16 protein-coding genes and 1 riboswitch are annotated in these 22,622 nt (G+C 63.2%); of the genes, 6 read left to right on the top strand and 10 right to left on the bottom strand.

The window, feature by feature from the left end; all coding sequences use genetic code 11:
* Window positions 1-771: 771 nt before the first annotated feature.
* On the top strand, window positions 772-1,971 hold the full coding sequence (locus tag M2332_RS11955) for an MFS transporter (protein ID WP_264574207.1): 1,200 nt from the start codon (window positions 772-774) through the stop codon (window positions 1,969-1,971).
* Here the strand turns inward: M2332_RS11955 and M2332_RS11950 are convergent, their stop codons facing one another.
* Window positions 1,972-2,688, bottom strand: coding sequence for an SDR family NAD(P)-dependent oxidoreductase (locus M2332_RS11950; protein ID WP_264574206.1), 717 nt, complete (start codon window positions 2,686-2,688; stop codon window positions 1,972-1,974). It abuts the gene before it with no gap.
* 131 nt (window positions 2,689-2,819) lie between these two features.
* Between M2332_RS11950 and M2332_RS11945 the strand changes: the two genes are divergently transcribed.
* From M2332_RS11945 to M2332_RS11930, 4 genes are all read left to right on the top strand, one after another.
* Complete coding sequence (locus tag M2332_RS11945) at window positions 2,820-3,635, top strand: D-glutamate cyclase family protein (RefSeq protein ID WP_264574205.1); 816 nt, start codon at window positions 2,820-2,822, stop codon at window positions 3,633-3,635.
* Between the two features lie 5 nt (window positions 3,636-3,640).
* Window positions 3,641-4,498 (top strand): phytanoyl-CoA dioxygenase family protein, encoded by an 858-nt coding sequence (locus M2332_RS11940; RefSeq protein ID WP_264574204.1) that lies wholly within the window; start codon window positions 3,641-3,643, stop codon window positions 4,496-4,498.
* Window positions 4,498-5,286 (top strand): SDR family NAD(P)-dependent oxidoreductase, encoded by a 789-nt coding sequence (locus M2332_RS11935; RefSeq protein WP_264574203.1) that lies wholly within the window; start codon window positions 4,498-4,500, stop codon window positions 5,284-5,286. The genes M2332_RS11940 and M2332_RS11935 overlap by 1 nt, the downstream gene beginning before the upstream one ends.
* A 444-nt stretch (window positions 5,287-5,730) precedes the next feature.
* The gene (locus M2332_RS11930; protein WP_264574202.1) at window positions 5,731-7,098 is read left to right on the top strand and encodes a lipase family protein; all 1,368 of its coding nucleotides are present in this window, start codon (window positions 5,731-5,733) and stop codon (window positions 7,096-7,098) included.
* Between the two features lie 320 nt (window positions 7,099-7,418).
* On the opposite strand, the gene M2332_RS11925 is transcribed toward M2332_RS11930, so the two are convergent.
* The gene (locus M2332_RS11925) at window positions 7,419-9,770 is read right to left on the bottom strand and encodes a TonB-dependent receptor (protein WP_264574201.1); all 2,352 of its coding nucleotides are present in this window, start codon (window positions 9,768-9,770) and stop codon (window positions 7,419-7,421) included.
* A 334-nt stretch (window positions 9,771-10,104) separates the two neighbouring features.
* Between M2332_RS11925 and M2332_RS11920 the strand changes: the two genes are divergently transcribed.
* Window positions 10,105-11,559 carry an amidohydrolase family protein gene (locus M2332_RS11920; protein WP_264574200.1) on the top strand — a complete coding sequence of 485 codons (1,455 nt, stop codon included), beginning with the start codon at window positions 10,105-10,107 and terminating at the stop codon, window positions 11,557-11,559.
* 61 nt (window positions 11,560-11,620) lie between these two features.
* On the opposite strand, the gene M2332_RS11915 is transcribed toward M2332_RS11920, so the two are convergent.
* The 8 genes from M2332_RS11915 to M2332_RS11880 form a co-directional block, all read right to left on the bottom strand.
* Window positions 11,621-12,550 carry a DUF4402 domain-containing protein gene (locus M2332_RS11915; protein ID WP_264574199.1) on the bottom strand — a complete coding sequence of 310 codons (930 nt, stop codon included), beginning with the start codon at window positions 12,548-12,550 and terminating at the stop codon, window positions 11,621-11,623.
* A 131-nt stretch (window positions 12,551-12,681) separates the two neighbouring features.
* A complete protein-coding gene (locus M2332_RS11910) occupies window positions 12,682-15,333 on the bottom strand; it encodes a hypothetical protein (protein ID WP_264574198.1) in 2,652 nt (883 codons plus the stop codon).
* 16 nt (window positions 15,334-15,349) lie between these two features.
* The gene (locus M2332_RS11905; protein WP_264574197.1) at window positions 15,350-16,339 is read right to left on the bottom strand and encodes a hypothetical protein; all 990 of its coding nucleotides are present in this window, start codon (window positions 16,337-16,339) and stop codon (window positions 15,350-15,352) included.
* Entirely contained in the window at window positions 16,332-16,904 is a 573-nt protein-coding gene (locus M2332_RS11900) for a hypothetical protein (RefSeq protein ID WP_264574196.1), read from the bottom strand. Before M2332_RS11900 ends, M2332_RS11905 begins: the two co-directional genes overlap by 8 nt.
* 19 nt (window positions 16,905-16,923) lie before the next feature.
* A complete protein-coding gene (locus M2332_RS11895; protein WP_264574195.1) occupies window positions 16,924-17,451 on the bottom strand; it encodes a DUF4402 domain-containing protein in 528 nt (175 codons plus the stop codon).
* A gap of 264 nt (window positions 17,452-17,715) precedes the next feature.
* A riboswitch (cyclic di-GMP riboswitch) is annotated at window positions 17,716-17,792 on the bottom strand.
* A 540-nt stretch (window positions 17,793-18,332) separates the two neighbouring features.
* The gene (locus M2332_RS11890) at window positions 18,333-19,394 is read right to left on the bottom strand and encodes an FAD-dependent monooxygenase (RefSeq protein ID WP_264574194.1); all 1,062 of its coding nucleotides are present in this window, start codon (window positions 19,392-19,394) and stop codon (window positions 18,333-18,335) included.
* A 20-nt stretch (window positions 19,395-19,414) separates the two neighbouring features.
* Complete coding sequence (locus M2332_RS11885) at window positions 19,415-19,615, bottom strand: hypothetical protein (RefSeq protein WP_181561543.1); 201 nt, start codon at window positions 19,613-19,615, stop codon at window positions 19,415-19,417.
* A 109-nt stretch (window positions 19,616-19,724) separates the two neighbouring features.
* Entirely contained in the window at window positions 19,725-22,580 is a 2,856-nt protein-coding gene (locus tag M2332_RS11880; RefSeq protein WP_264574193.1) for a TonB-dependent receptor domain-containing protein, read from the bottom strand.
* Between the last annotated feature and the right edge of the window lie 42 nt (window positions 22,581-22,622).

Here is a 22,622-nt window from a genome sequence, read left to right as displayed (position 1 = left end):
CTTCACCGTTCGTGCCGAGTAGAGTCCGAGTATCGGCGCAGGTGCGTATCGAAGCATCGCAGAGCAGGGGCTGGTCCTTTGATACCTCGCTTCGACAGGCTCAGCCGCTACTCAGGCCCCCGGAATGCCGTCACTATGTTTGCCGTGTCCGATCAGCCCGCTTTTAAGCGTTCATGGGGAGCGGCGCCCGGCAAGTTTGAGATGGTTAAAGGACCTCACTGAACCGTCGGCTGATGCTTGATAACATGATGCAAAATGGGCAGGTAACCTTGGTCATCTAAAAGCCCGCTAGAACTGCCGATGATGGTTGGGGCGCTACATCGGGGGCATCTGGCCGTCCAACGCCTCACTCGATTCTGCTTCTCGGGAACAGTCCATTCATCAAGCCATTCACGGACTTCGCTTACATCAAATGTTGCGCAGCAGGAGAAGCAGCCAGCGTATTTGCTCGCTTCGACCTCGCGGCGGTTGCCAACGCTGTGTGCGACTGCTTCCGCCACAAGTTTCGCATCTGCGCTCTGCTTCATCGGAATACCATCGCGGAAATGACGAACGTCAGCAATGCCGTCGTTTCTGGACAGGCGGGTCTCCCACCATACTTCTATGAGGCGGCGTCCGCCCGTCTCCTCCCATTCACCGGCTAAGCCTCACCCCAAAAAAAGTGAACGCCTCGGTGCAGATTGCGAACCCGGCTTGTGGGCACCGGGCGTCTCCTTATCCTGCCTCCTCATGCCGGAGCGCTCGTCCGGCCGCATGATGAGGGACTTAACGATGCTGCCGCCGCGAACGCAAGGAAACTGGAGCACCATAGCGCTGGTCTATCTCATCGGCCTGATGAGCATGGCGCTGGTCGGCATTCTCTCTCCGCTGGCGCTGCGCATTACCGAGGCGATGGATGCGCCCGCTGCCGCGATTGGCCTCACCATTGCGCTCTTCTCCCTGCCCGCGACGATCGTGGCGACGGTTGGCGGCGGCATTGTCGATCGCCTTGGGCCGCGCCTGGTGCTGCTGCTCACCTCGCCGGTCTTCGTGCTGGCGGACGTGATCCTGTGGTTCGCGCAGGATATCTGGCTGTTCAACCTGGGCGTGCTGATGGCGGGCGTGGGCTATCTCGGCATCCTGAACGGCGGCGCGGCAATGCTGATGGGCTCGCTGGAGGGCGGCACGCGCACCCGCGCGCTCACCTTGTGGTCTACCTATGCGCCGACCGGCTTTTCGCTCGGCCTGCTGATGGCAGCGCCATTCACCACCAGTGACAGCTGGCGGCTGGCGATTGCCTTCCACGGCGCGATCATGCTCGGATGCGCGGCGCTGGCCTTCATCCTCCCGCATGTCGCGGCAATCCGCAAGGAAGGGCAGAGCGGGCGTGAGAAGCTGGCTGCCCTGTTTGCCGGCCTGCGCCGTCCGCCGATCCTGATGCTCGGCTTTGCCATGGCGATGCCGGCGATGATCTCCTACGGCACCAGCCTTGCCGCGCCAACCTATCTGGCGAAGGTGCATGGCGTGTCGCTCGCCGCGTCCGCGAGCATCGTGGCCATTGCCAAGATCGCCGCCGTGCTGCTGGGCGGCACGATTACCGGTGCGCTGCTCTCGCGGGATTTCCCGATGCGGCGGCTGCTCGGCATCGTCGTGGTCATCGGCATCGTCGCGCAGATCGCTTTGTTCCTGCCGTCCAGCCCGATGATCATCGCCATTGCAGGATTGATGGCTTGGCTATTTACTTATGGCGCCGCCACCGGAATCTGCATGGCGACTATGCCGGCGCTCGCGACCGGAACGGTCGGCGGCGGTACAGTGGCAGGTTCGGTCAACCAGTTCGTGTCGCTGGCCTCGTTCCTCACCCCCACCGTCTATTTCGCGCTGACGCACTGGTCAGGCTATGTCGGCGTCGCGATCGTCGGCCTGCTGGTCTGCTTCATTGCGTTGCCCCGCGTGCCGACGGCGCCCAAAGCGGCCGCGTCGGCGGCTTGATCAGACCGCCGTGTCGCCGCCGTCCACCGGCAGGATGGCCCCGGTGAGATAACTGGCGGCAGGTGACGCGAGGAAGCAGACCAGCGCCGCAGCCTCCTGCGCTGAACCATGCCGCCGCAGCGGAATGCGCGCCTCGATCTGCGCGCGCTCATCCGCGGCATTTTCCCGCGTAGTCCAGTATGCGTCAGTCAGCGGCGTATCGAGCCAGCCTGGCAACACCGCATTCACGCGGATGCCGTCCGGCCCCAGTTCGGCAGCGAGGCTGCGCACCAGCCCCGCAACACCGGCTTTGGTCGCCTGATAGCCATGAGTGAAGGGCTGCCCGCGCAGTGTTGCGGTGGATGAGAGCAGGGTGATGCTCGCATTGGCCGATTGGCGCAGCTCCGAAAGCGCCGCTTGCGCCGCGAGGAAAGGCAGGCGCAGGTTGATCGCTGCCGCCCGGTCCCACATCGCCGCGGTCCAGCGTTCGATGGGTGCACTCTCCATGGCGCTGGCGGCGATCACCAGCGCATCGAGCGTGGGGAGGTGGGTGAGCGCTTGCGCGACGGCGTACGCTGGAGCCTCAGGGTCGGCGAAGTCGATGGCGACGTAGGGATAGACACCTTCAGGCGCTGCTCCTTCATCCGCCAGCGCCACCTGATGTCCAGCCCGCGCAAATTCCCCTGCAATCGTGCCGCCCAGTCCGCGCGCGCCGCCGATGATCATCATGCCCGCCATATCTGCGCACTCCCGCAACCGAAAGGCGTAGCCAAGCACGGCCGCGCGGTGCCGCCCATGGCCGGATCGGCAACGGGGGAGGCATCAAAAAGCAACTCTCGGCAACGCCCCGCGCGCGTAAAAGAGCAAATATGACCCAAGCCCTCTCCGCAGGGGCGTCCGCGCCCGCATTCGACCGCGCCGATCCGCGCGCCGTGCGGCGTGCGATCCGCGCGGGGGCATTCACCGATTTCACCAACCACGTCGCGCGCGACTTCATGCAGGGCAATCTTGTCGCCGTCCCGGCCGCCTATGCCGATGATTTCGAGGCCTATTGCCGCGCCAACGCCCAAGCGCTGCCGATCCTCGGCCGCAGCGAGCGGGGCGTCCGTGCGATCCCCGCGCTCGCCGACGATCTCGACATCGCCCGCGATACCGGCGGCTATATGGTGTTTCGCGATGGCGAGTTGGTCGAGACCCGGCGCGATGCCTCTGCCGTCTGGGCGGACGATCTCGTCGCCTTCGTGCTCGGCTGCTCCTTCTCCTTCGAAGCCATTCTTCAGCGCGCCGGTGTACGCCTGCGCCATCTCGATGAGGGCAATGTCTCGGCCATGTACGAGACGGATCGCGAGACGACCCCCGTCGGCCCGTTCGGTGGGAAGCTCATCGTCTCGATGCGCGCGCTCAGCCCCGCCGATGCCATCCGCGCGACGCTGCTCAGCGCCCGCTATCCGCAATGTCACGGCGCGCCGGTTTCGCTCGGCCTGCCTGGCGATCTGGGGATCGCCGATCTTTCGCACAGCTATGGCGGCCACGGCCTCACGACCCTGAACCCCGGCGAGTTGCCGGTCTTCTGGGCGTGCGGCGCGACGGGCCAGAATGCCGTGCGCAACGCCCGTCTGCCGCTCTGCATCACGCACCACAAGGCGCACATGGTCGTCACAGACCTGCCGCTCCCCAAGGACTGACCCTCATGAACATCGATCAGATCGTCTCCGATTATTACGAAAACGGCTATGTCGTCCTGCCCGGCCTGCTGGCGGGTCCGGTGCTGGACAATCTGCGCGCGCTCACCGACCGCGTCGCCGCCAAGGCGGAGACGGTGGAGGCCGATGACGCCTGGTTCGATTTCGACACGGACGTTCAGGGCAACCGCACCATCCAGCGGATCAAGAAGCCCAACCGCATCGATCCCTATTATGCCGAGCAGGCGGGCAATGCGGATATTCTGGCGGTCCTCACGCGCATCATTGGAGCCAATGTCCGCCTCTCGCACACCAAGATCAACATGAAGTCCGCCAATGGCGGCGCCGCGCTGGAGTGGCATCAGGACTGGGCCTTCGCGCCGCACACCAACATGTCCACCTGCGTCGCCTCGGTGATGCTGGATGGCGCGAACGCCTCCAACGGCGCGATGCAAGTCATCCCCGGCAGCCACAAGGGGCCGCTGCTCGATCATCATGACGAGGAGGGCTATTTCTGCGGCGCGGTCGATCCAGCGGCCTTCGACATGACGAAGGCTGTATTGCTGGAAGGTCCGCCCGGAACCGTCAGCTTCCATCATCCGATGACGCTGCACGGCTCGAGCGTGAATCGCTCGGGCGATCCGCGCCGCATCCTCTTCTATGAATATGCCGCCAGCGATGCCTTCCCGCTCTTCTACAAGGTGGATTGGGACGAGTATGAATCGCGCCTCGTCTGCGGCCCCTCGACGCGAGAAGTGCGCTTCGAGCAGAATTATGTGCGCCTGCCCTTCCCTTCGCGCGCGGGCAGCTCGATCTACAAGATTCAGGCCGGCTCGAAGCGCAAATTCTTCGCGGACGCGCAGTGATGGCGGGCAGAACCCCCATCGCTTTCGTCACCGGTGCCAGTGCGGGCACGGGGCGGGAGATCGCGCTGGCGTTGGGCGCGCAGGGCTATGATGTCGCGATGGTCGCGCGGCGCACCGCCGCCATGGAGGAAGTCGCCGAGCAGATCCGCACGAATGGCCGCCGAGCGCTGGTGCTGACCGCAGACGTGCGCGATGCGCCCGCGCTGGAGGCCGCGCTCGATAGCTTCCTGGGCTGGTCGCAAGGCGTAGTGGACGTCATCGTCAATGCCGCCGGCCACACCGGCCCGCTGTCACCGCCCATCGGCGAGTTTGGCATCGAAGAGTTCGACAGCACCATCGCCACCAATTTGCGGGCACCGTTCATCGTCATGAGCCGCCTGCTGCCGGTGATGCGTGCGGCGGGGCATGGGCGCATCGTCAACATCGGCGGTAATCACGGCATGCGCGGCCGGGCCGGTCGCTCGAGCTACTCCGCCTCCAAATGGGGCCTGCGTGGCCTCACGCGCAGCGCGGCGCTGGAAGCGGGACCGGACGGCGTGACCGTCAACTACGTCGCGCCCGGCCCCATCGCCGTGCCGCGCATGAAGGCCAATTGGCGCGCCATGGCCGAGTTGAAAGGCCTGTCGGAAGAGGAAGCCCTGCGCGCCTATGTGGCGGACATGGGCATCCCGCTCAATCGCCCCAGCGAGATGGCGGACATCGTCGCCATGGTGCTTTACCTTGTCGGCGACGGCGGCCGCAACGTGACAGGGCAGGAACTGGTCGTGGACGGCGGCGCGACGCTTTGAGGCTTGGACCATCCGATCAATCGATGATGCGGTGAGTCCAGTTTGTCGATCATCCCGGCAGCGCTTTTGCAAGACTGAGTTCCAAATCGGCTGGACGCCCCGCCGTTCGTCCTGAGTAGCTACTGAGCTTGTCGAAGCGGCGTATCGAAGGACCGCTACGTGCGCTGCGATGCTTCGATACGGCTCTTCGATCCGCCCCAGCGGCGCTACTCAGACCCTACTCAGCACGAACGCGGAAGACCGGCGAAGAGCGCTCCCCAACGACTTTTAGTCATGGCGCTAGCGTTCCGCGAGACCCAATAGCGGACGACCGGGCAGGCAAGGATTTGTCCGCGTCGGGCCAACCCCGTTGCCCCGCCAGCACCTCCCCGGTGCCACAATCCCCCCGCGACACTGTCCCGTAGCGAGCTAGAACGGCAGGATGTACAAGGAGTGACTCCGCCGATGATGACCCGCCCCCTGCGCCCTGCGCGCTCGCACCGATCAGATCGATTGGCCCGCCTTGCGCTGTGGTCCGTACTGCCTCTGGTGGTGCTAGCCCGGCCGGCGATGGGACAGGAGACCGCGCGCGCGCCTGAACACACGGCGCAGCACGCTGCCAGCCCGGTTGATCTGGGCGATATCGATGGCGATGGCGGCGTTTCGACTTTCTATCAATGGACCGGCGAAATCCCCGCACCTGGCCAGATGCTGCGGCAAGAGCCGTTGCCGGCGGATCGCAGGCAGCCGGAAAGCGGCCAAGCACTGCGCATCCTCTATTCCTCTATGAGCGGCGTGGGAGGTCAAGGGCCGATCGTCGTTTCGGGCATGCTATTCCTGCCCAAGGGAAGCGCACCGAACGGCGGTTGGCCGCTCGTCTCGTGGGCGCATGGCACGACCGGTTTTGCCGATGTCTGCGCGCCCTCGTGGAATGGCACGTCGCTGCGCGATCAGGGCTATCTGCAGCGCTGGCTGGAGGCGGGCTTTGCCGTCGTCGCGACCGACTATGAAGGGTTGGGGACAGATGGCGTCCACCCCTATCTCATCTGGCGTTCCGAGGGGCATGCCGTGCTGGACGCCGCCCGCGCCGCCTCCGCCGCTTATCCCGCTGTGCTGTCGCGCCGTGTGGTACTCGTCGGTCAGTCGCAAGGTTCGGGCGCGGCGATTGGCTCTGCCTATCTGGCAAAGAGCTATGCGCCACAGCTAGACCTGCTCGGCACCGTCGCGACCGGCCTCGTCATGACCTTCGATACGCCGGAGGCCGCCGGGCAGGCAGCAAAGGGCGAGAAGATGACCGATCCCCGTGCGATGGACCCGGGCTTTGCCATGCTGCGCATCGCCGGCACAGATCGCGCGCTCAATCCCGATCTTGATCCGGCTGATTTCGTCACGCCCGCGGGCTATCCGCTGCTGCGCCTTTCGCGGCGCGGCTGCCTGCGCGACCTGATGGCCAAGGCGGAGGAGATGGGACTCAAGGACGGGCAGACGGTCTTCGCAGCGGATCTCGCGCCGCTCGACAGCAAGATGGACGCCGCCTTCGCCTTTACCGACGGGCGCATCCCCGGCCCGCTGTTCGTTGGCACCGGCCTTGCCGACGACATGGCCGGCACGCAGGGACAGTACAACGCCGTGCGCGCCATGTGCGCGGCGGGGACGCAGGTACATTGGCACACCTATCCGGGTGAGGACCACAGCACCGCCGTCACGGTTTCGGCTGCCGACTCCATCCCCTTCGCGCAGAATCTGCTCAAGGGCCATGTGCCAGCCTCTAACTGCGCAAGCATCCAGCACCCTGGGCCAGTCCAACAGCGCAAGGGCGCTTATATCGACTGAGCGACGGGCGACTTCACAAGCCCTTTCCCGGCGGGCGAGCCCGCTTTTGCGCGTGATTACTGCGCGCGCAATTTGGCGTAACCCCTATCCTTAGCCCCCTCCAGTCAAGGAGAGGCGTTGGGTGAAGGACAGTCGCGCGCCGGAACCGCCTCGGCTATACATCGCGTACCGCCATTTCTGCCAAGCAGGCGCCCCGGGCCTACGCCGATCAAGTCGGCCCACGACTTTCGCGCATGACAAAGCAGAACGGCGGAAGCATCGCTGCTCCCGCCGTCCGCGCGACCCGAAGGGCTATTTGCCCTTCGTCTCAAATCCTGTCGTCAGTAGCGATACTGGAAGGTCAGCCCCACCGTGCGCGGGCGGTAGGTCTGGTTGTAGTAGAGCGGCGAGCCTACCGAGTCGTGATTGCGTGCCAGCAGGTCGTTCGAGTTCAGCAGATTGTCGACGAAGACGGAAAGGTCCACGCCGCTGAACCGCGCGCCGGCACGGGCCGAGACGAAGTTGCGGCCGGGCAGGTCGGTCAGGCCGGCATCATAGCCATAGGTGCCGGGCACCGCGCCGCGAAAAGTGTGGCTGGCGAAGGAATATTCGCCACGCACATAGCCGTCCACACCTGCGCTGAGCTCCCGTTCGTAGCTGCCATAGACGCGGCCGGTCCAGGCCGGTCCGCCGATGTGCTGCCCGTCGGCCTTGAGCACCAGCCCATTGCCGCCGAGCACGTCGCTGTCATAGGTCAGATCGACATAGGCCACGTTGCCGCCAATGTTCAGGCCGCGGGCCGCGCGCAGATCCAGCGAGAGTTCGCCGCCCTTACCCGTGGCGTTGCCGAGATTGTAGATGAAGGAGAAGGCGCAGGTCGGCAAACGCACGGATTGCTGGATGTTCTTCCACTTCATCACATAGGCACTGGCACCGACCTGGAGCGCACCGCCGAACAGCGAGTTCTTGGTGCCTGCCTGATAGGACCAGAGGTTATCCGACTCATAAGCAGTCGGGCTCTCGGTCAGGCCGAGCGTGGCAAGATCGCCCGTGCACAGGTCGCTGACGATCTTCGCCTGAGCACCACCGGGGCGGAAACCCTTGGTCGCCGAGGCATAGATCATGTTGTTGGGCGCGAACTTGTAGGAGATGCCGAAGTTCGGCGTCCAGGCGTGTTCCTTCATGCTGGCCGTCGTGACGGTGCGCACGCCCCGTGAGGTCGGACCATCGGTGATGTTGGTGAAGTCGAAATCAACATGGCTGTAGCGGATCGCAGCGGTCAGCGTCAGCTTGTCGGTTGGCTTGAAGTCCAGGCTTGCGTAGCCGGCGATCTGTTCGTCCTTGGCATCGACCAGGTTCACATAGCTGTAGACGCCTTGATATTGCTGGAAGCCGTTCACCAGAACGCCAGGAATACGGCCAGAGCCAGTGTAGTTGGCGAATTCCTGTTTGCTCTTCGAGTAATAGACGCCGGCCGTCCAATCGAGCAGCGCATTCTCGTAGGACTGCAGACGCGCTTCCTGAACGAAGTTCTTCTGACGCATGTTCAGGTACACGCCCATGTTGTTCAGGTCCTTGTTGGCGTAGGTGCCGAAAGGACTGCCCGAGCGCAGGACCGAGAAATAAGTCGCGTAGTTCAGCGTCTGCTTCTGCTTGCGATCGAAGTAGGACGTGTTGGTGATCAGGTCGATATTGGGCGCAACTTCCCATTCGACCTTCAGGGCCGGTAGATAGAAGGTGTCCGTGCTCGGCTCGAGGGCGTAGACGCCGCTGTGGTAGTCATTCTTCTCGGCCAGCCCATAGCCTTCCCAGAAGTCATCACGCGAACGGCTGTGGACGCGCTGATAATAGAAGCTCGGGGTGATGGTGAGCGTCTCGGTCGGCTTCATGCCCAAAGCGGCGCGGAAGACCGCTGCGTTGCCGGAGTTGATGTCCTTGGCTTTCACCACGTCAGTGCCCTGCACGACCTGATCGATGTAGCCGCCGGTGTCCTGATACCAGCCGCTCAGGCGAAAGGCGACCTTGTCGCTGATCGGCGCCCCGAAAGCGAGACCGGCTTCGTAGCTCGGCGAGCCCTCCTGCGTGAAGGAAACCTGCGCGCGACTGTAAATTTTAAGCGAGTCATAGTTCGGTTCCGGCGTGATGAAGCGCACCGCACCACCCTGCGCACTGGCGCCAAACAGGGTGCCCTGCGGGCCGTACAGAACCTCGACACGGTCGAGATCGAAAATCCGGGGATAAGGGTTGCCGCCATAATAACCAACGTTGCGGATCTGGATCGGCGTTTCGTCGATGTAGATCGCGGTGGTGGCGGAGCCGACGTCCGAGGAAAGGCCGCGGATCGCGATGTTGCTGCCATTATTGGCGGTAGAACCGGCGCTCGACGTGAAGTTCAGCGCGGGAGTCAGGCGGGAGAGGTCGTCGATGGTGCGCACGCCCTGCTGATCCATCAGCCGCTTGTCATAGCTGGTGATCGAGAGCGGAACCTCATTGATTGCCTGTTCGCGCCGCGTTGCGGTGACGACGATGACGCCCTGATCGTCAGCCGCATCGGCTGGGGCAGCATCGGCTGCGTCAGCAGCATGGGCCGTGCCGATGCACGTCGCCAGCGCAGCGACTGCGCAGGATATGGAAAGGGCACTGAATGTGCGCCCGCTTCGCGTCGACCCGATTTCGTTCTTGATGAGAGACATGACTCCGACCCCTTTTTCTCGATACTTGCGAGTAACCTCTCTTGCGCCACGCACCGTCCAGATGTCCTCGCGTGTAACCTCCCTGCTGTTGACCAGCATTTCTGGGCACCGCGTTCCCCGGCGCACGCACATCAAGACAAAGTTTTGCCCGCTGCACCATTGCAAGAAGCGAACCGACCTGTTGCTAAATGTGTAAGAGGAGGGTCCGGCGTTGTTGCAAGCGGCGTCGAGCGATCTCTTTTTTGCACCGCCTGGAGCGCCCAGGCGCTTTAGAGTGATTGCAGATCAAGGCCGTTGGGTTTTGGGTGAGCACAGGCAGAATGGGAAACCCGTCATGACACTGCGGACACTGCTGGCGGGACGCGTCCTTGTGGATGCGCAAGGCACGCTGCTCGGACCGAGCCGGATCAGCATCGGTACCGATGGACGGATCGTGACGGTCGAGCCGGTGCCCGCGGAGTTGTTAAGTCCGGAGGAGGCCGGGCGCCTGATCATGCCCGCACTGTCCAACGCGCATGATCATGGCAGAGGCCTTCGGACCCTCGCCTTTGGCGCGCCCGATCAATCTCTGGAAAGCTGGTTGCCCGACCTGCGCCGCCACCCTCGAGTCGATCCCTGGCTCAACGCTGTCGTGGCGCTCGGCAGGATCGCGTTGAGTGGTGTCGCCGCCGTAAACCATTGCCACAATACGCAGGACGGGCGCGCCTTGCTCGCTGAGGCGGAGGCTGTGTCGCGGGCCGCGCGCGACGTGGGAATCCGCGTCGGGTTTGGCTGGCCATTCTTTGACAGAAACCCCCAAGTCTACGGCGATCTGGCCCGTCTCGCGGCTTTCTATCCTGAAGAACAGCGCGCGGGAATTCTCGCGTCCGCTGATGGAATGCGGGATTGTGCCACGAATTTCTCATGGTTCGAGCAAGCCAAGGCACTCGAGCACGACTATTTCACGCTTCAGTACCATCCGGTGGCGCCGCAATGGACAAAACCCGAGACGCTCGAGGCGATCGCGCGTGCATCAGCAGCGGACGGACGACGGGTGCACACACATATGTTGGAAACCGAGCTTCAACGGGATTGGTCGCGGGCCAATTGTCCGGGGGGTGTCGTGAGCTGGCTAGACAGCCTGGGCCTGCTCAATGAGCAGCTCACTGTCGCACATGCAATCTGGCTCGATGATCGCGACATCGCGCTACTCGCCGAACGCGGCGTCATCGTGAGCGTCAACCTTTCCTCCAATCTGCGTCTCCGGTCGGGCATGCCTCAGATCGGCCGTCTGCTCGATGCCGACGTTCGTGTCGCGTTCGGGCTGGATGGCATGGCTCTGGATGACGACGAGGATATGCTACGGGAGCTGAGGCTGGCATGGCATGTAGGCGCTCGCGAGACGAAGTGGGGCATGGGCCGCGACCCCGGCAAAATCCTGAAAGGCGTTTTCGACTGGGGGAGGCAGTCTATCCTCGGCGCTGCTTCGACGCCCGCCCATACGGTCGCAGCAGGCCAGGATGCGGATCTTTTGATCCTTCGCTTCGGCGTTCTGGCCGCCGATTGCGTCATGCCTGATCCCGATCCTGTCCGCCTTGTGCTCGGACGGGCCAGAGCCGAGCATGTCGAATGTCTGCTCATCCGCGGTCGCCCCGTCGTTCAGGGAGGGCAATGCACCGGGATCGATCTGCGCGCACTAGAAGCGCGCCTCGTCGAGGAAGCGCGAGACGCCTTCGCCCGGTCACCGGCGTCTGAGCGAGACATCGCGCAGGCAAAGTCGGCCATAGGGCGCTACTATTGCTGCGAATAGATACATCGATGCTGGTTCAAGCGAGCCCTGCGGCAGCTTCCGAGGCGCAACAGGACGCTCGTCAATTATAGCTCACCGTAACGGCAAAGCTGCCGGCGTAATCTCCCGAGGCTGTGCTACTCGGCACCGTGAGAGTGCCCCCTACGCCCAACGTGAGGGAGCCCGATGTATTCAGTGTCTGTGCGCCGCTGGCGGATGGCGAAAGTGTGACGCTGAGCGTGCCCCCGCCGCTCCCGCTCATTGTCAGGCTGCCCGGCGTTGTGACCGTGATTGCCGTGCTTGCCTGTCCGCCAATGGAAACCTGCGCGCGACCGCTGGTGAGGCCGGGAAGCAGGACGGGGCTTCCCGTTCCGATGGACCGGGCACCATTCACGTTGCTGATCGAGACAGTGCCGCTACCGCTCGCAGGCGGCCGGATCGCGCCGAACGCCAGATCGCTGCTCTTGGTGAGGGTCAGCGACTTGCGAATGGTCGCGATTGCGTTTCGGGAAAGCGAGGATGCGGAGGGGATTGTCGGCGATTTCGCGACGCCCACGCCCCATGAGGCTGACGCGCTCGTACTGGTAGAGGCGTTATCGCCAAGAATCGGCAGGGTCATTCCAACGAGGAAGGTGCGGCTGCTCGTTGAGGAGAAGCCGGTCAGGGGAAAGGTGATCGAGCCATCGGGATTCGTGGTGACAGCGCCCACCGTTCCGGTGCCGGAAGCCACAATGAAGTTTTTGACTGCCTGAGCCCGGCCACTGATCGTCGTCAGCGAAAAGAGGCGGACGATCGCGGTCGCGCTCGTGCACGCGCTGCCACCCGAGCACCGGATGGTGACGGTCGCGGCCGACTTGGTCCCCGAGGCGATATTTCCCCCGCTGCCCGCCGCCGAGGAGACCGCGCCGCTCGTCGTAATGGCGAAGGCGGTGTTGCCGCTCGCCGCCGCCGCCACATTGCCGAAGTTCGGCGTGTTCGTTGTGATAGTGTTGACTGTGAAAGACTGGGCCAACGCCGGCCCTTGCGGAAGCGCCACCCAGAGCATTGCCGCACAAGTCGCTGCCAGTGTGCGCAGCCGCCGCGCCAGCGCCGGCTGCCTGGTGGGCCAAGCGCTGCGCGCCGCCCCAGATGCGGTCGCATGTCTCAATGCCTTGTCCCTTCGAAAATGACGGTTGCGCTCGCGTCCGGAGCCATGCCTCCCGCTTCCGGAATGGTGACGGAGACCGGCGCGGCCATGGCCATGCCCAGCCGCCCGGCCTGCTCGCGATCGAGTTGCAGATCATAGGTGCCAGGAGGCAGGCTCTCGAAATAAATGCTGCCGTCGAACTCGGAAACCGCCTCCTTCCGCGTGCCATCCTCACCCACAAGCGCAGCGCGCACGGACGACAGGCCCACGAGCTTGCCAGTCGGTTGCCGCAAGACGATGTGGACAAGCGCTTCCCCTACCGGCTTGAACGGATAAGCCAGCACCGCCACCTTGCCCCGGACGGGCGCAAATTCCACAATTTGGGGAGGGACGGCGACATAGGGCAAATCCACATCATCCAGCCCTATCGTGACTCGGGCGGAGGGGCCATATCCCAGGCCCGTCACCAGCGCTCGGCCGTTCGCGTCGGTGACCTCCTCCCTAGTCCCACCTTTCAGTTTGAGCCCGGATACAGGCAATTCGCCCGGATCTCGTCGACCGTTGCCATCGGAATCGAAGAAACTTTCGAACGCCAGATTCCCACCCGATGCCGCCCCGGAGCGCCGCACAGCGTAGCGCCCGCTCAACGGATTGGGGGCCAGACTGAAGCTTAGCTGGATGCCGACGCTCCAGTCCCCTCGGGGTCTGGAATAATCCGCGCTGAAGGTAATATCGGCTATCGGCAAGCGGACACTCAATCCCGCTTCCGCCGTCGTATCCCAGGTCGTTACAAATGATTGTCCGGCCGCGAGCCGCAGGGAGGAGCCTTCTCCCACGCTTCGGTCGACAGCCAGGTTGAAGGATCGGGCCTGAAGAGAGGGCTGCACATCATAGTCAAAGCCGCCCCGAACTTGCCATTCATAGCCCGGATTGAAAGAAGCCGAGACATTTCCGGTCAATCGGTTTTGAGCCCCTGGCCCGGCCACGCGGTTATAATCCCAGCTGGCAGAGACCAGCGCACGGGCAACGGGAAGCGACATGCTCAATGTCCCATAGACGGCGCTCTGTCCGTCCACATAGGCGTCTTGACCGATCCGCAAGGCCACCGGAATGATCGAGCGGTTTCCGGTCTTCAGGCCAAAGTCGAAAGTTGCTTCGGTTCCAGATCGCAGAGCGCGCCCGTCACCACCATGGGGGGCGGCGTCATCGACAAAGCCATTTCGGAATTCAGCGCGTCGTATCGTCGATGCGATCCCGAACGGCTTGCCCGCGATGCCCACGGCAGCAGCATATCCGCTCAGACCGTCTCGCGCTGCATCGCCCTGAACAGCCAAGCCGAATACCGAACCTCGCACGCCGGCCGAGAGGAGGAAGCGCGCGGCATCCTGCGTGGGCGAGTAGCGCGCGAGACCGACCGCGCCTGTCCAGCGCTCGGAAAAGCCGTACAGCACATTCAGCGTACCGACGAGCCGCCCAGCGCCCACGGATGGCTCCTGCGAGCCGTCGAAGCCAATGAGGGTCTTGCCCTGCTCGCCAATGCCGAAGTCGATGATCATTTCTCCGGGAGCGGCCTGTCCGCTGCCGACGGAAATGACCCGGGTGGTCTCAGTGCGGCTGCCATTGGGGCCATAATCCACAATCCGGATGACATTGAGGCCGCGAACCAGCGGGACATCGTCAAATTCGTAGCGTCCTTCGACCGCCGTTGACTGCGCACCGCTCAGAATGTCGTTCACATAGATCTGGACGTCATGCCCACGCGGGAGTTCGCCGCGAATATCGACGCGCTCGAAGATGCTCGCCTGCTCCAAAGGCCGGGTTGAAAACGCAAAGCCGCGCGCGGCAACACTTCTGGGCCCCAGTGAGAGGGCCGGCAGGAATGTGTCGCCCAAGGAAGCACTGGTCGCCTGCAGGGGGCCTAGCAAGCCGCCCTTCGGCTCACGCCGCTCAAGAAGCAACCGCGCCAGAGCTGGCTTCCCATGATCGTCGGACGCGAGATAACCTTGAAATCCGGCGTTCAAGAATGCGGCCGAAGCACGCACATCGAACCGCCTTTGAAAGGGTTGCCCCCGCGTATCGGAACCCAAATCCATGGTTACATCGAAGGCGGGAAAAGACAGCATGCCAGCTGGCGCCGCCACCGAAAGAACCGGCTCCAGGACAGCGCCAGAATGCGCGATGCCCTCTCCCTGCGCCATCCGCTCAGCCCGCATCTGCACGGGCAGCTTTTCTCGAGCCTCGAGATTGAGCTTCAATTCCGACACATCCAATGTCATTCGAACCGGGAGCAGCCGTTCCATCAGGGAAACGGTCAGGTAGATGTCGCCGCTGTCTTGCAGCGCGTCACCCGGCTTCAGAATGATGCGCGCAGTGCCCGCCCGCGCCTCACCCAACGCAATATCAAGGAAGATGGACTGGCGAGCCTGGCCCACCTGCCCCGTCAATCTCCCATCTGCCGGTGAAACCTGAACATCCAGATCGAGAAGGCGCGTCAGCGCGCCGACGGGGATGAGAACGATATCCTCGCCCACCTGAAGTGCGGGAAGCGCATCCGATAAAGATGCCCGGTCAAGGACAACCTCCAGCAGCAAAAGTTGATTATCGTCAGCGGCCAGTTCGCCGTTGTCCGCCCAAAGAGGAGTAGGCTGAGCAGTGGCGATCATGAGCATCAGTCCAATCCACAGGCTACGGCAAGGAGATCTGGCTCTGCGCAAGTATCTTCCCCGGAGCTGTGTCTTGGTCGGTGAACACAACGCTGATTTGCTCGCCTCGCTGCGGATGAGAGCGCAAAGCGATCTTTACCTGTCGCCGCTCTATCTCAGGATAGACACCGATCCCGCGCACGACACCCAACGGCTCGTCCTCGCGGCGCGCCTTCGCCTTCCGGATTTCGATATCGCCGAAAAGGGAATTCGGCCCACGCCTCACCAGGTCAAAAGTGACGACTGGCGTAGGACTTTTAAACTCAGACCCCGACCCAGGGCTCTCCATCGTGAACCGTGTGTTTTCGATCGCGGCCTCAACCTGGGGCGTGCCGATGCGCAGGATCACAGGGATGGAAATCCCAAGAACAGATGCGATGCGGAACGAAACAGCACCGGGCTCAGCATTCGCAGCCTGATCGGCGGTTAGGCCCGTGTCAGGTGGCGGCACCGCCGTCACCGTCAGATGCGTGCGATATTCGCCGGCGGGCCAGTCGCCGGTGCCACCTGCACGAAGACGGATTGTCTGCCCCGTCCCCGGCTTGAGCAGCACGCGCCTGGGCGTCACCAGCATCATGGAACGCGCGGATTGAAGCTTGACACTGAGGTCTCTCACCTCCGGCGCGCCGTCTGCTTCATCCGTTGGGCGGATCTGGCCGGTGGGCAACATGACCTGGTCGACAAAGCTTATGTCATATACCCCTTCGGCAGTGCCCTGGTTGAAGAGGAATATGCTCGCCGTCCGCCCCAGCCTATCAAAGGTGATCCGCTTTGGATTGATGTTGAGGCTGGCGCTCCCGCCGGCCTGCTCTGTCGTCGCAGGCTGGGCAGAAGAGGAAGTGCAAAAAGCGGATGGAAAGGCGCCAGCGACCAACGCGATAGCGATAGCGATGCTCTTGCGTTGGTTCGCAGATCGCGTGACACGCTTCACGACGCCTGGCAGAGTCATCACCGGCGTCTCCAGCTCATTCATATTGCGCCAGGACCAGCAAAGGCCCGCCGTCGGACCCATAGCTGTCGCGTAGCGCTTTCAAAAGAAACGGCGGAACAGACAGAAGCCCATCGCCGCTCAGCCGGCCCATGAGGACATCCTCGAACCCCGAGGGACCGGCTTCAAAGGACGGGAAATTATCATCGCTCAGCGTCGCAATCGGTACCCTGAGCGAACCCCCTGTGCCTGGCTGGACGAATGCTTGTGAGACCAGGAGAGAAAACGTCTGGTTGCTGCCCCCGGCGATTTGAATAGGAGCGGCCATGGAAAGCCCGGCGTTTTGGTCGCTCTCTGTTGACTGCGGCCCTGGCGACAAGATCATGACCCGGAGGCTCGACTGAAGAACCAGCACCGGCTGCAGGACAATGTCCTTCGCCGATTGCCTGATCGAAGCCGGCTCCACGATCGAAACCTGGCCTTTCGCGGTCGCTTCAGCCGCGTTCACCTGTGAGGCTGGAATCGCCGCGCAAAGGCACAGCGCTCCCAGCGCAGGAGCGGTCGCCCGCAACAGGCGCGCTCCCATCCGGATGGATGATGAGACCGTCACGAGACGCTCCTGTCACGGGTCAGTTGTAGGCGACGGTCGCCGTGAAGGTGCCCGAGTAATTGCCAGAGGCCTGCGTATTGGGCAGGGAGAAGCTACCGCCGACGCCGAAGGTCGCGGTGCCAGCTGTGCCGATGGAGCTGGACAATGTGCCTGTTGCGGCACTCGGCGTCAGCGTGACGGTGATCGTGCCGCCGGGCGTACCGGTCATGGAGAAGCTGGCGGGCACCGAAATCGAGAAGGTCTGCCCCCCTTCACCCGAGACCGTATAGGCTGCGCGCGACGTCGTGCCACCTGCGGCAACGGCGTCGCCGGAACCAGACAGGCTGCGGTTGCCCGTCGAGGCATCGACAGTGACCGTGTTGGTCCCTGCTACCGAGGGTTTCACGATAGTGCCGAACGCAAGGTCGCTGGTTTTTGCGATCGAGATCGGCTGAACGATCCGGGCTGTACCCGTGGTCGACACAGATGCTGAGGACTGAGCATGGCCTGCCGCGGGAATAGAGGCCAGGATCGCAATCGTCGCGATAGACTTAAAGTTTGCGGACATGAGGTTGTCTTTCTCTTGTTTGATATACTTATGAATTTAATCGGAAAATATAGACCAAACGCGCCTTACAGGCCCGCGGGCGGCAGCGTTTCGCGGATCTTGGGATTGCAAGCGGCTGCGTCTGGCGAACCAGTCGCAAGCAACTGGATCAAGTGATGATCGGTACGGGTGCTTGCTGGCCGTCGCCAAAGACGGGCCCTTGCCCGACGAGGGCGGAAAGGATCTGGAATGCGCGAGGACGACAGGTCCACAATAGTTCTCCGTTTCGGTAACCCCGCTATCCCTGTGAGGGACCGGAGGCTTTGCGTCCCATCGTCGCCGATGGTTTGCCGTTTCGACCGAGAATCTCGGGCGCTATTAGGTAAATTTTGATTTAACTATTATACGCTCCACAGTCAACGCCTATGTGGTGAACGACCAGATGGAGAATTGTGCGACTACTCCCATGTTGAACCGCCGATCGAGCAGCCCGATTAGGAGAGCGTTTGTTTTCAATGAAATAAACGCGAGGTTTGGATCATCAGAGCCTAAGCAACACGCCAAGAACTTCGCGGACTGAAGCGAACCGACGATGCGGTTAGCTCGCGCCAAACCGAATTCCATGAGGATGTATTTCGTTGCCGTCGCTATGATCCCGACGAATTACACATCCGGGCTAAATGCCAAGGCCCGTCTCGCGAAAAGCGCCGCTTGGGCTCCTCTCCCCTCGCTTCGCTTGTCAGGGCGTGGAGCGCGCGACGCGGCCAAGCGTCGGCCCTCATCGAAGCGCTTCTGCGGTGGGGCGCTGCCTCAGGATGTCGGCGCAATGCCGGAGAGCAACGAAAGGCAGGCTTGAAAAGGTCTTCGTGCTACCGACCCACCGCTATGTCAGAGCAACCGCCTCAACCGGCAGAGCGCACGAAATTCTGGCTGATCTGCTGGCCGGACCGCGCCAGTCTGCGTACCTCGGGCAGCCGGGACGCTTCATATCGCACGAGCGCGGCTTTGGGGTCGGTCCGCAAGGCCACCGGGTCAAGGTAGCACGCGAGGGTGAGAGCATCTTGCGCGGCGGTTGCAAAGCCATTGCCTGTCATCGGCGTGCAGACATGGGCAGCGTCGCCAACCAGACACATGCGGCCGGCGACGAGGCGGTCCGGACAATATTCCACGACCGGTGTGCCGAGCACCGCTTTGCGGGCGATACATTCCAGGATCGCGTCGCGCCAGGGCGATGGCCAGTGCCGGCGCGCCAGTGCGGCCAGCTCGTCGAACAATTCATCCGGCATGTCGCTCGGGCGCAGCGAATGCCGCACCAACGCGCCCTCGACCGCCCCTGTTCTACGCAGGATTGCGTTATGTCCGGCGTCGTACCAGCCCCAGCCGACCCGGCGGTGGCCCCGCTCGGGACTGCCATCGGCGGCTGTCAGCGGAAAGCCGAGAAGCACATAGGGCCCGGACTCGAGAAACTCCAGATTGGGCGGATAGCGGACAGACAGCGCCGACTCTTCGGCAAAGCCGACCCAGGCCAGATACTCCGCGAAGACCGCATCGGGGCGCTCCGGACTGACCTGCCGCCGCACAACGCTCTGATAGCCGTCCGCGCCGACCAGCAGCTTGCCGTCGAACCGCCGACCATCGGCGGTCCTTGCCCAGGCCCGATCCTCCGTCTCTCCCGTCGCTTCCACACGGGCATCCTGCAGGACGACAATGCCGGCCTCGTCCGCCGCTGCGCGCAGACCGCGATAGACCAATTGCCATGCCTGGACGCCCGTGGCGAGCGCGCCCGTAGCGTGAGGGCGCCCGGTCAACTGCTCAAGCAAGCCATAGCCGACCTGCAGCGCGGCCCCGGTGCGGTCGGTATCGGTCGAGCGCTCCAGCAGCGTGATCGAGAAGCCATGTCGCGACAAGGCGAGGCCGGTCATGAGGCCAGCGAGCGAGCCGCCGACGATCAGAATGTCGCTCATCCGCTCCGAGGTCGCCGACATCAGCTTTTCGGCGTGACCCAGACCTCGACAGGCGCAACGAACTTGCCGGGCGCCGGTTTGCCGACCTGCACGCGATCGATCGTCACCAGCTCGCCGCTCTCCAGATTAAAGCTGGCCCAGGGCTTGGGCATGCGACCGAAGGTCATTTTCTGAACGGGCTGGCCGGTGGCCGAATTCATAATGGTTGCGATGACACTCATGGCCCAGCCGATAGCCACCATGGCGTGCTGCGGTCCAGTGATATTGAAGGCCGGACATGGTGGTGAGAGGTGTCCTCTCGCCCCCACGCCTGCATCACACGAACCTGATCTAGAAATCCGCACGCACCCCAATGCGGAAGTTACGGCCGATCACATCGTACAGCGCCGGGTTGGTCACGCCGAAGCTGGACGGAATGCGATTGGGCGGGTTCTGATCGAGCAGATTGTTGATCGCGCCGAACAGCTGGAACCTGCGCTTGCCGTTCTCGAACACGTTGAGATGCGCGTTCAGATCGACATAGGCGTAGGCCGGAACATGATTGATGTTGATGCTGTTGACAGCAGTTGCGCTGTATCCGGCGTCGCCGGGAGCAATCTTGGTATTGTCGTACTTGCCCGCCGAAATGTAGCGCACCCGCATCGATCCGCCGAGATGCTCATTCTCCCAGCCGAGCGTGGCCGATCCCTCGAAATTGGGCAGGCCCGACTGACCGGAGACCGGGAAGCCATTCTGCCCGGCATAATCGATCGCACGGACGGTATCGACGGTGATGAGATCGAACACGAAGGTGCCGACGGTGCGAAGCGAGATGTCGCCACTGCCGAGCGGTTTGCGGATCAGCGCTTCGACATCGATGCCCCGGGTCTTGATGGTGTTCAGGTTGAGGGCTGCCGATTCGACGCGCGCGAGGGCGTTGGCGCTGTTGCGCGTGATGAGCGCGCAGAATTCCGAAGCGCCGTTCGAACAGCTATCCACGATGACCTGCGCACCAACCGTCGCGATCGCGCCGCTGATCTTGATGTCGAAATAGTCTGCCGACAGGCGCAACCAGCCGAAGTTCAGCACCGCGCCCGCCGTCAAGGTGTTGCCGACCTCGGGCTTCAGGGCAGGATTGCCGCCGCCGAAAATCTGCGTCAGCGAGCTGACCCCGCCATTTTGCGGGTCGGTCAGGAAGGCGAAGGATGCCGAGCGGGGGTTGTTGAGCTCGAAGAAGTTGGGCGCGCGGATATCGCGTGAGCGGGTCGCGCGCAGGCGCAACCAGTTGGTGGGGTCCCACACGCCGCCGGCCTTCCAGCTCCAGACCGAGCCACTGGTCGAGTAGTCCGTCAGCCGAACGGCGCCATTGACGCTCAATCCCGTGGCCAGTGGCAGGCTGGCTTCGACAAAGCCTTCCTTCACCTTGGTCGCCGGCCCCGTGATTGCGCCGGTGTTGTTGGTATGGAAGCGCAGTGCCGTGGACACCGGGTCGGAGGTCCCTTCCACATCATCCACGCGGTACTCGACGCCCGCGGCCACGGCGAGCGGCCCCGCCCAGAGATCGGCCAGTTCACCCTGAACGCTGGCCGAAGCGACATGCTGGGTCAGCAGGGTCGACTGGAAGGCGGTGCCGAAGGAATAGCCGACATTGTTGGGGTTGTAATTGTTCTGGCCAAGAATGTTCAAAGGCAGACAGCCCTGCACCAGCGGATTGGTCGGGTCGGTCAGGGTGGAGCGGCACACGATATTGCCATTGGGCACCCCCGTCAGGAACGCGCCCTGGTCGACAGCGTCGGCCGCCCGCTGGAAATTATCGGTAATCAGCGAATTATAGCCATATTGCTGATATTTGGTTCGGCCATATTGATAGTAGAAATCGGCGGTCCAGCCATTGCCGAGTTGGGCGGTCAGGCCGCCGACAAAGCGCATGGTGTTGCGGTTGGTCTCCCCGCGCTGCGGCCCGAAGTCACTGGTGATGCGCCCCAGCGTGACCGAGGTGACGCCAGCCCCGTCCATCGCGGCTGCCAGTTGCGGGGAGATATAGGCATTGTCTCGCCGGATCGTGGGCGCGGTGCCAAGGAAGAGGCGGCCCTGCGACGACAGGTTGCTGGCCTTGATGTCGGCATAAGAGGCTTCGACGAACAGGTTGATATCCGGCGTCACGTCAAAATCCGCGCGGCCATATAGCGAGTAGCGCTCGACCGGCGAATAGAGCGGGAAGAATTGGTAGAAAGCGTGCTGCGGGTCGATGCTGCCGCCTGACTGGAAGATCGGCGCGCCATAATATGTTCCATAATCATGCCGGAAGATGTTGCCATTAGGCGCGATCTCGGTCCCCGCCAGCGGCCCGGTGTGGATGAGGCCATTGAAACTCGCGACCGACGGACGCATGTCCGGCAGGATCAGCTGGCGAGCGAGGCCGTTGAGCTGGGGCACCGGATTGGCCACCGGACCATATTCTTCCGCGCACCATGTTCTGGTGTAGCAGTCGCCTACGCCCCGGTTCTTCACGTAATCACCGCCGATGATCACATGGCCGCGGCCGCCCGCAAATGCCTTGCCCGCACCGAGTGACAGCGAGGTTTCGCTGGCGTCGCCGCGCTGGGATATGCCCTGCTGGGCGGTCAGGCGAATGCCCTGAATGTCCTTGGCCAGGATCAGGTTCACGACGCCGGCCACGGCATCCGATCCATAAGCCGCCGAGGCGCCGCCCGTCACGACTTCCACCCGTTCAACGAGCGAGGTCGGGATCATGTTGAGATCGACCGCGCCAGCCGGGCGCGTGAAATTGCCCTGCGTGGTGCCGCCGACAAATCGCCGGCCATCGACAAGCACCAGCGTGCGCGTGCCGCCAATGCCGCGAAGGTCCATGGTTTGTGCGCCGGCACTGCCGATGAAGATGGCGGTGGTGGCGGGCGTGGATTGAGCACGGAAGGCCGGCAGATCATTCAGCACATCGGCGACGTTGGTCGCGGCTTGGGCCTGTATCTCCTCCGCGCCGATCATGGTCACGGGCGTCGGCGCCGTAAAACCTGAGCTTTGGATGCGCGACCCGGTGACGATGATCGCCGGCGCTTCGGCCGATGCGTTGCTCTCGCGCCCCTCGTCCTGCTGAGCCAAGGCCGGTGTTGCGAGCAGCAAACTTGCGGCCAGTGATGCAAGGCTTCCCTGCCACATGCGCGACGTGCTGGAGCACTGATATGCCATTTGTTCCCTCTCCCTGTTTTTGGCGATCGACCGTTGACGTAA

Source organism: Sphingobium sp. B11D3A, from assembly GCF_025961695.1.
Taxonomy (GTDB): Bacteria; Pseudomonadota; Alphaproteobacteria; order Sphingomonadales; family Sphingomonadaceae; genus Sphingobium.
This window is presented reverse-complemented; position numbering and strand designations above follow the sequence as displayed.

Coding starts and splice junctions, on each gene's coding strand:
- M2332_RS11935 (WP_264574203.1), top strand. CDS start 4,498: ATGGCGGGCAGAACCCCCATCGCTTTCGTCACCGGTGCCAGTGCGGGC.
- M2332_RS11945 (WP_264574205.1), top strand. CDS start 2,820: ATGACCCAAGCCCTCTCCGCAGGGGCGTCCGCGCCCGCATTCGACCGC.
- M2332_RS11950 (WP_264574206.1), bottom strand. CDS start 2,688: ATGGCGGGCATGATGATCATCGGCGGCGCGCGCGGACTGGGCGGCACG.
- M2332_RS11885 (WP_181561543.1), bottom strand. CDS start 19,615: ATGAGTGTCATCGCAACCATTATGAATTCGGCCACCGGCCAGCCCGTT.
- M2332_RS11880 (WP_264574193.1), bottom strand. CDS start 22,580: ATGGCATATCAGTGCTCCAGCACGTCGCGCATGTGGCAGGGAAGCCTT.
- M2332_RS11925 (WP_264574201.1), bottom strand. CDS start 9,770: ATGTCTCTCATCAAGAACGAAATCGGGTCGACGCGAAGCGGGCGCACA.
- M2332_RS11920 (WP_264574200.1), top strand. CDS start 10,105: ATGACACTGCGGACACTGCTGGCGGGACGCGTCCTTGTGGATGCGCAA.
- M2332_RS11910 (WP_264574198.1), bottom strand. CDS start 15,333: ATGCTCATGATCGCCACTGCTCAGCCTACTCCTCTTTGGGCGGACAAC.
- M2332_RS11955 (WP_264574207.1), top strand. CDS start 772: ATGCTGCCGCCGCGAACGCAAGGAAACTGGAGCACCATAGCGCTGGTC.
- M2332_RS11930 (WP_264574202.1), top strand. CDS start 5,731: ATGATGACCCGCCCCCTGCGCCCTGCGCGCTCGCACCGATCAGATCGA.
- M2332_RS11940 (WP_264574204.1), top strand. CDS start 3,641: ATGAACATCGATCAGATCGTCTCCGATTATTACGAAAACGGCTATGTC.
- M2332_RS11895 (WP_264574195.1), bottom strand. CDS start 17,451: ATGTCCGCAAACTTTAAGTCTATCGCGACGATTGCGATCCTGGCCTCT.
- M2332_RS11905 (WP_264574197.1), bottom strand. CDS start 16,339: ATGAATGAGCTGGAGACGCCGGTGATGACTCTGCCAGGCGTCGTGAAG.
- M2332_RS11890 (WP_264574194.1), bottom strand. CDS start 19,394: ATGAGCGACATTCTGATCGTCGGCGGCTCGCTCGCTGGCCTCATGACC.